This is a genomic window from Dyella sp. 05T440 (assembly GCF_056395965.1).
In genome coordinates this window covers 137,617-144,963 of the sequence record NZ_JBFTKN010000012.1, presented here as the reverse complement: position 1 = coordinate 144,963, position 7,347 = coordinate 137,617, and the positions used below count along the sequence as shown (strand labels likewise).

The 7,347-nt window shown below is 63.5% G+C and carries 5 protein-coding genes; 2 read left to right on the top strand and 3 right to left on the bottom strand.

From position 1 onward, the window contains the following. The 3 genes from AC1DE1_RS16240 to clpS form a co-directional block, all read right to left on the bottom strand. A partial coding sequence (locus AC1DE1_RS16240; RefSeq protein WP_477179137.1) for an ESPR-type extended signal peptide-containing protein occupies positions 1–2,559 on the bottom strand: 2,559 nt, incomplete at its 3' end. A gap of 253 nt (positions 2,560–2,812) precedes the next feature. Then, positions 2,813–5,080 carry an ATP-dependent Clp protease ATP-binding subunit ClpA gene (clpA, locus tag AC1DE1_RS16235; protein ID WP_441602348.1) on the bottom strand — a complete coding sequence of 756 codons (2,268 nt, stop codon included), beginning with the start codon at positions 5,078–5,080 and terminating at the stop codon, positions 2,813–2,815. A gap of 169 nt (positions 5,081–5,249) precedes the next feature. Further along, positions 5,250–5,576: an ATP-dependent Clp protease adapter ClpS gene (gene clpS, locus AC1DE1_RS16230; RefSeq protein WP_074546739.1), complete on the bottom strand. Its 327-nt coding sequence runs from the start codon at positions 5,574–5,576 to the stop codon at positions 5,250–5,252. A gap of 143 nt (positions 5,577–5,719) precedes the next feature. Between clpS and AC1DE1_RS16225 the strand changes: the two genes are divergently transcribed. Both AC1DE1_RS16225 and mnmA read left to right on the top strand, forming a co-directional pair. Beyond that, positions 5,720–6,211 carry an NUDIX hydrolase gene (locus AC1DE1_RS16225; RefSeq protein ID WP_477177580.1) on the top strand — a complete coding sequence of 164 codons (492 nt, stop codon included), beginning with the start codon at positions 5,720–5,722 and terminating at the stop codon, positions 6,209–6,211. Then, positions 6,208–7,347, top strand: a complete 1,140-nt coding sequence (gene mnmA, locus AC1DE1_RS16220) for a tRNA 2-thiouridine(34) synthase MnmA (protein ID WP_477177579.1) — start codon at positions 6,208–6,210, stop codon at positions 7,345–7,347. Before AC1DE1_RS16225 ends, mnmA begins: the two co-directional genes overlap by 4 nt.

Here is a 7,347-nt window from a genome sequence, read left to right as displayed (position 1 = left end):
GGTCGCGTTGAGCTGCGACATGTTCACTGCGTCAGTCGCTGCCACGCCAGCCGTCACGTTCTTGAGCGTGCGGGTGTTGCCGTTCTTGTCGGCAAAGTCGACCGCCACACCATCGGTGGCCTTGCCCACGGTCAGGTCGGCACCGGCCGAAGCCTGCTGCACCAAGCCCACGGTGCCGCTGTTGATCTGGTTGGTGATGTTGTTGATCGACGTCGTGTTACCCGCGATGGCCGTGGTGTTGCCGGCGATGTCGGTGGTGTTCTGCGCCACCTGCTGGTTGGTGGCATACAGCTGCGAGCCGTTCACCGCATCGGTGCTGGCAGCAGACAGGGCGCCGTTCTTGACGTTCGTCACCTGCACCGGCGTGCCGGCATTGCCCAGGGTCACCGTGTCATGCGCTGCCGAATCGTACTTCACCGCATCCGCGAGCTGACCATTCATGCCGGCAATGGTCGTGTTGATGGTGGAGATGCTGCCTTCGTTGGTGGTGACGCGGTTGCCAAGGTTGGTGATSGCCGTGGTGTTGCCAGCCACGTTGGCATTGGTCGCGTTGAGCTGCGACATGTTCACCGCATCGGTCGCGGCCACGCCGGCCGTGACGTTCTTGAGCGTGCGGCTGTTGCCGTTCTTGTCGGCAAAGTTCACGGCGGCACCATCGGTGCTCTTGCCGACGGTCAGATCGGCACCGGCCGCGGCCTGCTGCACCAAGCCCACGGTGCCGTTGTTGATCTGGTTGGTGATGTTGCTGATCGACGTGGTGTTACCGGCGATGTCACTGGTGTTCTGCGCCACCTGCTGGTTGGTCGCATAGAGCTGGGAGCCGTTCACCGCATCGGTGCTGGCGGCGGAGAGCGTACCGTTCGCAACATTGGTCACCTTGTTACCGCCCATGCTGGCCGTCTGGCCGGCGCCCACGGTCAGGCCGCCATTGGCAGTGAGCATGCCGCTGAAGGTCGGATTGCTGACAACGCCCATCGTGATGGTATTGCCGCTGCGCGCCACCGTGGCATTGGTGCCAGCTGCGAAGTTGGCCGTGCCGCCCGGCGCGATGTTCTGCGAGGTGGCGCCAGCGTCGGCGCTCAGATTCCAGCCCTTGTTGGCGGTGGTGTTGGCCGTATTCGCGGTGGTTTGCGCCGTGGTCACAGCCGTATTGAGCGTGCCGAGCGCGGTATCGACCTTGCTGAAGCCGCTGCTGACGGTGGTGGCCGCACCGGCGGTGCCGCCGATGCTGTTGGCGTTGGCCAGCGTGTAGCTCGGCGCATTGATCGCGCCGTTGGCACCAACCGTCGTGCCCAGTGCGCTTGCCGTGGTGCTGGCAACGTTGTTGACCTTGGCATCTTCAGACTGCAGCTGGCTGAGGTTGACTGCGTCGGTGGCGTTTGCGCCAGCGGCCACATTGGTCAGGCGACGCTCTTTGCCCGCCGAGCCCAGCGACACTTCGCCATTGGCCGCAGAGGCGGTGCCAGACAGTGCAGCGGTACCTGGGTTGTAGCCAGCCGTCGCCAGATTGGCGGTGGTCGTGGAGTTTGCGCCCAGTGCGACCGAGTTTGTGGTTGAGGCGACGGCGCCGGCGCCGAGTGCTACCGCACTATTGCCACCGGCAATGGCTGCGCCACCAATGGCAACCGCCTCTCCTCCCGTCGCGCTGGAATCGGCCTGCACGCTGTTGGTATGGAAGTACTTGATGCCCGCACCATTGTTGATGTTGGTAATGGTGGTGTTGAGCTTGCCCAGCGCGGTATCCACCTTAGTGAAGCCCGTACCCACGTCGGTCGCCGCACCCGCGGTGCCGGCAATGCTGTTGGCGTTGGCCAGTGCATAGCTGGGGCCGGTGACAGCGCCCGTGCTGCTGTTGAACGCGGCGCCGCCGCCCAGAGCCGTGACGACCGGGGTGAGCTGCGACACGTTCACAGCATCTGTAGGAGCCGTACCGGCGGCCATATTGATCAGCTGGCGCGTCTGCGGAACAGCAGCAGTGACCGGAGCGGTGCCGCCAGGGTAGTTGGGGGCAATCGGGCTGGCCCCGAGGCCCACGGAAACCACGTTGTTGCGTCCATTGTCGCTCGAGCCCGCGCCAAGGGCGACGGTGCTGCGGCCGGTGGCGCCCGAGGCGGCGCCGATGGCCAGGCTATCCATACCGTTGGAGTACGCGCCGTAACCCATGGCGATGCCGCCTTGCAGGCTGGTCGCATGCGTGCCCATGGCGAGAGCCGAATAGCCGTAGTAGACACCACTGCCACTGGCACAGGCGGCCGACGCAATGGCACCTGCACCGATGGCGATACCTTCCGAGTTCGCAATTGCGTCCGTGCCGCTGCCGTAGGTCATGGTTATCGTTCCCGCCGACCCCGAGCAAGCATCGTTGTTGCCGATAAATTGGGCGGCGCTGACATGGGTGGATGCGGTCGCGCTCATCAGACCAACGGCAATGGTGGCCGCCACAGCGGCGGCACTGCTGCCACGTGCCTTGGACGTCTTCTTGCGGCCTTTGGCCATTTCAGATGCGACGACCCAGCGGCAGGTGGTGGCGTTCCAGACGATGCGATAAATGGTGTTCATTGAGTAACCTAGCGGATGATGATGGTGTCGGTGGACGACTGTTTCGTCCTCATCAGCAAGGCTACGGACCGGGCCTTTGGGCCTATATCAGAGGCCTCTCAAAACCATCTCAGACGACTCTCAATTTGCGCTGCAACGACGATGCAGTGATCCAGCCGCTTTCGATTTCCGCCCACCGGTGATACTGGCGATAGGCGCAAAAAGAAGGCCGCGCAGTGCGCGGCCTTATCTTGTTGCTTCTGATAACGAGCTATCAGCTCACGGTGGCCGGCAAGTTCTCTGCCGCTTCCGTAGTCACCACCAGTTCGCCCTCGTTGACGCTCAGGCGCACCTTGCCGCCATCGGCCAGCTTGCCGAACAGCAGTTCGTCGGCCAGTGCACGCTTCACCTTCTCCTGGATCACGCGAGCCATCGGACGTGCGCCCATCTGCGGATCGAAACCATGCTCCGCCAACCAGCGGCGGGCATCGGCGTCGACATCCAGGCTCACGTGCTTCTCGGTGAGCTGGGCTTCCAGTTCGATCAGGAACTTGTCCACCACGCGCAGGATGTGATCGAAGTCCAGCGCATTGAACTGGATGATCGCGTCCAGGCGGTTGCGGAATTCCGGCGTGAAGCTGCGGCGGATCACCTCCATCGCATCCATCGAATGGTTCTGCTTGACGAAGCCGATGCCGCGACGCGACGCCTGCTGCGCACCTGCATTGGTGGTCATCACCACCACCACGTTCTTGAAGTTCGCTTCGCGACCATTGGTGTCGGTGAGCACGCCGCGATCCATCACCTGCAGCAGGATGTTGAATACATCCGGATGCGCCTTCTCGATTTCATCCAGCAACAGCACCGCATGCGGATGCTTGGTCACAGCTTCCGTGAGCAGGCCGCCCTGATCGAAGCCGACGTAGCCCGGAGGTGCACCGACCAGGCGCGAGACCGAATGCGCTTCCATGTACTCGGACATGTCGAAGCGGATCATCTCGATGCCCAGCTGCATCGCCAGCTGCTTGGTCACTTCCGTCTTGCCCACGCCGGTGGGGCCGGCGAGCAGGAAGCAACCGATCGGCTTGGACGGATCGGCCAGACCCGAACGCGCCATCTTGATCGACGCGGCCAGCGCTTCGATCGCGGGGTCCTGGCCGAACACCACCATTTTCAGGTTGCGCTCGAGGTTCTTCAGCACGTCACGATCCGACGCCGACACCTGTTTGGCCGGGATGCGCGCCATCTTGGCCACGATGTATTCGACTTCGGGCACATCCACCCTGCCCGTGCGCTGATCGGCCGGCAACAGGCGCTGGCGCGCACCGGCCTCGTCGATCACGTCGATGGCCTTGTCCGGCAGCAGGCGATCGGGAATGTGCTTCACCGACAGATCCACCGCCGCCTTGAGCGCTTCGCTGGTGTAGGTGACGTTGTGGTGTTCCTCGAAACGCGAACGCAGGCCCTTGAGGATTTCCAGACTGTCGGCCACGGTCGGCTCGACCACGTCGATCTTCTGGAAGCGACGGGCCAGAGCGCGATCCTTTTCGAAGATGCCGCGGAATTCCTGGAACGTGGTGGAACCGATGCAGCGCAGCTCGCCCGAGGCCAGCATGGGCTTGATCAGGTTGCTCGCATCCATGGTGCCGCCCGATGCCGAACCTGCACCGATGATGGTGTGGATCTCATCGATGAACAGGATGGCGCCAGTCTGCTTCTTCAGCTGGTTGATGACGGCCTTGAGACGCTTCTCGAAGTCGCCGCGATACTTGGTGCCGGCGACCAGCGCACCCAGGTCCAGCGACCAGATGGTGGCGTTCTCCAGCACTTCGGGTACTTCGCCGTCGACGATGCGCTTGGCCAGGCCTTCGGCCAGGGCCGTCTTGCCCACGCCGGCCTCGCCCACGTAGAGCGGGTTGTTCTTGCGGCGGCGGCACAGCACCTGGATGGTGCGCTCGATTTCGTCCTGGCGGCCGATCAGCGGATCGATCTTGCCTTCCAGCGCCAGCTCGTTGAGGTTGCTGGCGTATTCGCTGAGCGGATTGCCCTTGGGCTCGCCGTCTTCACTCTCGCGCTCGGTGCCCGGCATGCTCGACGACGGCTCGTCGCCGATCTTGGCGATACCGTGCGAAATATAGTTGACCACGTCCAGGCGGGTGATCTCCTGCTGGTGCAGGAAATACACGGCGTGCGAATCCTTTTCGCCGAAGATCGCCACCAGCACGTTCGCGCCGGTGACTTCTTTACGGCCCGAAGACTGTACGTGATAAACCGCGCGCTGCAGCACGCGCTGGAAGCCGAGGGTGGGCTGGGTATCGCGCTCGTCCCCGTGCGGCAATACCGGTACGGTTTCGGCAATGATCTTTTCCAGCTCGCGCGACAGGCGCGGCAGGTCGACGCCGCAGGCGCGCAGTGCGCCCAGGGCCGACTGGTTTTCGGTAAGAGCGAGCAGCAAATGTTCCACCGTCATGAATTCATGACGCTGCTCGCGGGCCTGCTTGTAGCACTGGCCGATGGTGACTTCGAGATCCTTGCTGAACATCCGGACCTACTCCGCTGTGTGGCTGGGCGTCACGCGCCCCGATAGCTACGAAATGGGGGTGCTGGAAGGCTCTTCAATATCCGTGCCAGGGACGGGCTGTGAGATGGGTAGCGTGGGCGCCAGAACCGACCTTGGCAGATCCTCTCTACACACCTTTCATTACCTCTTTTCAGAGCTTTTCCATAGTGCACAACAAAGGGTGCTGATGAGCACGTGAATATTCGTTCACCTGGGTCACCTTGGTTTCCGCGACTTCCCGGGTAAACACCCCGCACACGCCTTTTCCGCGCGTATGCACGTGAAGCATGACTTGCACCGCACGTTCCTGGTCCAGACTGAAAAAACTTCTCAGCACTTCGACCACAAAATCCATCGGTGTGAAATCGTCGTTCAGCAGTACCACCTGGAAGAGCGGCGGGCGAGCCACCTCCGGACGGGAGGTTTCCAGCGCCAGGCCGTGACCGCTGCCTTGTTCGTGTTCGGGTTCGTGAGCCATGGGTCTACGTGAAATTTCCTTGGGGAAAGTATAGCGCCGGGCACCCGGGATGCTCCCAAGGGGCACCGCCGAAGGCAGATCGCCTTCAGGTGATGGCACAATGACCGCTTTTCCAGTGCCACTAGCGTCGCCATATACCCCCGATGGCCGATTCCTCTCCCATTCCCCTGCAAGTCTGGTGCCCACACGTGACCGTGGCCTGCGTGGTTGCCGACGGCGACCGCTTCCTCATGGTCGAAGAGGAGGTCAACGGCCGCCTCGCCTATAACCAGCCGGCGGGCCATTTGGACGACAAAGAGAGCCTGCTGACCGCCGCCGTGCGGGAAACGCTGGAGGAAACGGGCTGGACGGTGGTCCCCGAGCACCTGATCGGCGTCCACCAGTGGCGCAGCACCGAGCATGGCGACGGCGTGGTGCGCTTCAGTTTTGCGGCTCGGGCGGTGAGTCACGATCCCGGGCGCCCGCTCGACGAGGGCATCCGCCAGGCCCTGTGGCTCACCCGCGACGAAATTGTGGCACTGGGTGACCAATTGCGCAGTCCACTGGTGCTGATGAGCATCGACGCCTGGCTGAGCGGACAGCGATACCCGCTGCACCTGCTGCACAGCCTGCTCGCCGAGGATCGTTACCCATGAAAGTGATGCTCGGTGTCTCCGGCGGCGTCGACTCTTCGGTGGCCGCCTTGCTGCTGCAGCAGGGTGGCTACGAGGTCGAAGGCCTGTTCATGCAGAACTGGGAAGAAGACGACCGCGACGGCCCCTGCACCACCGATATCGATCGCAAGGATGCCGTGGCCGTGTGCGGGCGGCTGGGCATTCCGTTCCATGCGCGCAATTTCGCCGCCGAGTATTGGGCTGGCGTGTTCGAGCACTTTCTTGCCGAATATCGCGCCGGTCGCACGCCCAATCCGGACGTGCTGTGCAATCGCGAGATCAAGTTCAAGACCTTCCTGGATGAGGCCCGCGCGCTGGGCGCCGACAAGATCGCCACCGGCCACTACGCCCGCGTGGATTTCCATGAAGGCAAATATCGCCTGCTGCGCGCGGTGGATGCGTCCAAGGACCAGACCTACTTTCTTCACGCGCTGGGCCAGCAGCAGCTCAGCGCCACGCTGTTTCCGGTCGGCGAGATCGAAAAGCCGCTGGTGCGCCAGATGGCCCAGGAGGCCGCGCTGCCGACGCACGCGAAAAAGGATTCCACCGGCATCTGCTTTATCGGCGAGCGCGACTTCCGCAGCTTTCTTGCCCAGTACCTGCCCGCCCAGCCCGGCCCGATGCGCACGCCCGATGGGCAGACCGTGGGCGAGCACCAGGGCGCGATGTATTACACCCTGGGCCAGCGCAACGGCCTGGGGATCGGCGGACGCCATGGCGCCAGCGGCGAGGCGTGGTACGTGGTCGGCAAGGATGTGCCGGCCAACGTGCTGTATGTTGCGCAGGGCGGCGAGAACCATTGGCTTTATTCCAAGCGCCTGCACGCCGAGCCGCCGACCTGGGTGGCGGGCGAGCCGCCGGCGAGACAGTTCCGTTGCACCGCCAAGACGCGCTACCGCCAGGCCGACCAGGCTTGCGAGGTGTTTGTGCGGGACGACGGGCTGGAGGTGGTGTTCGACCAGCCCCAGCGGGCCGTCACGCCCGGCCAGTCGGTGGTTTTCTACGACGGCGAGGCCTGTCTCGGCGGTGCCGTGATCGACCGCACCGACGCTCCCTTTGGCGGCTGGAATGATGCCGCTACTTCTTCCGCCCTCTCCGAGGCACTGACCGGTGTTTGA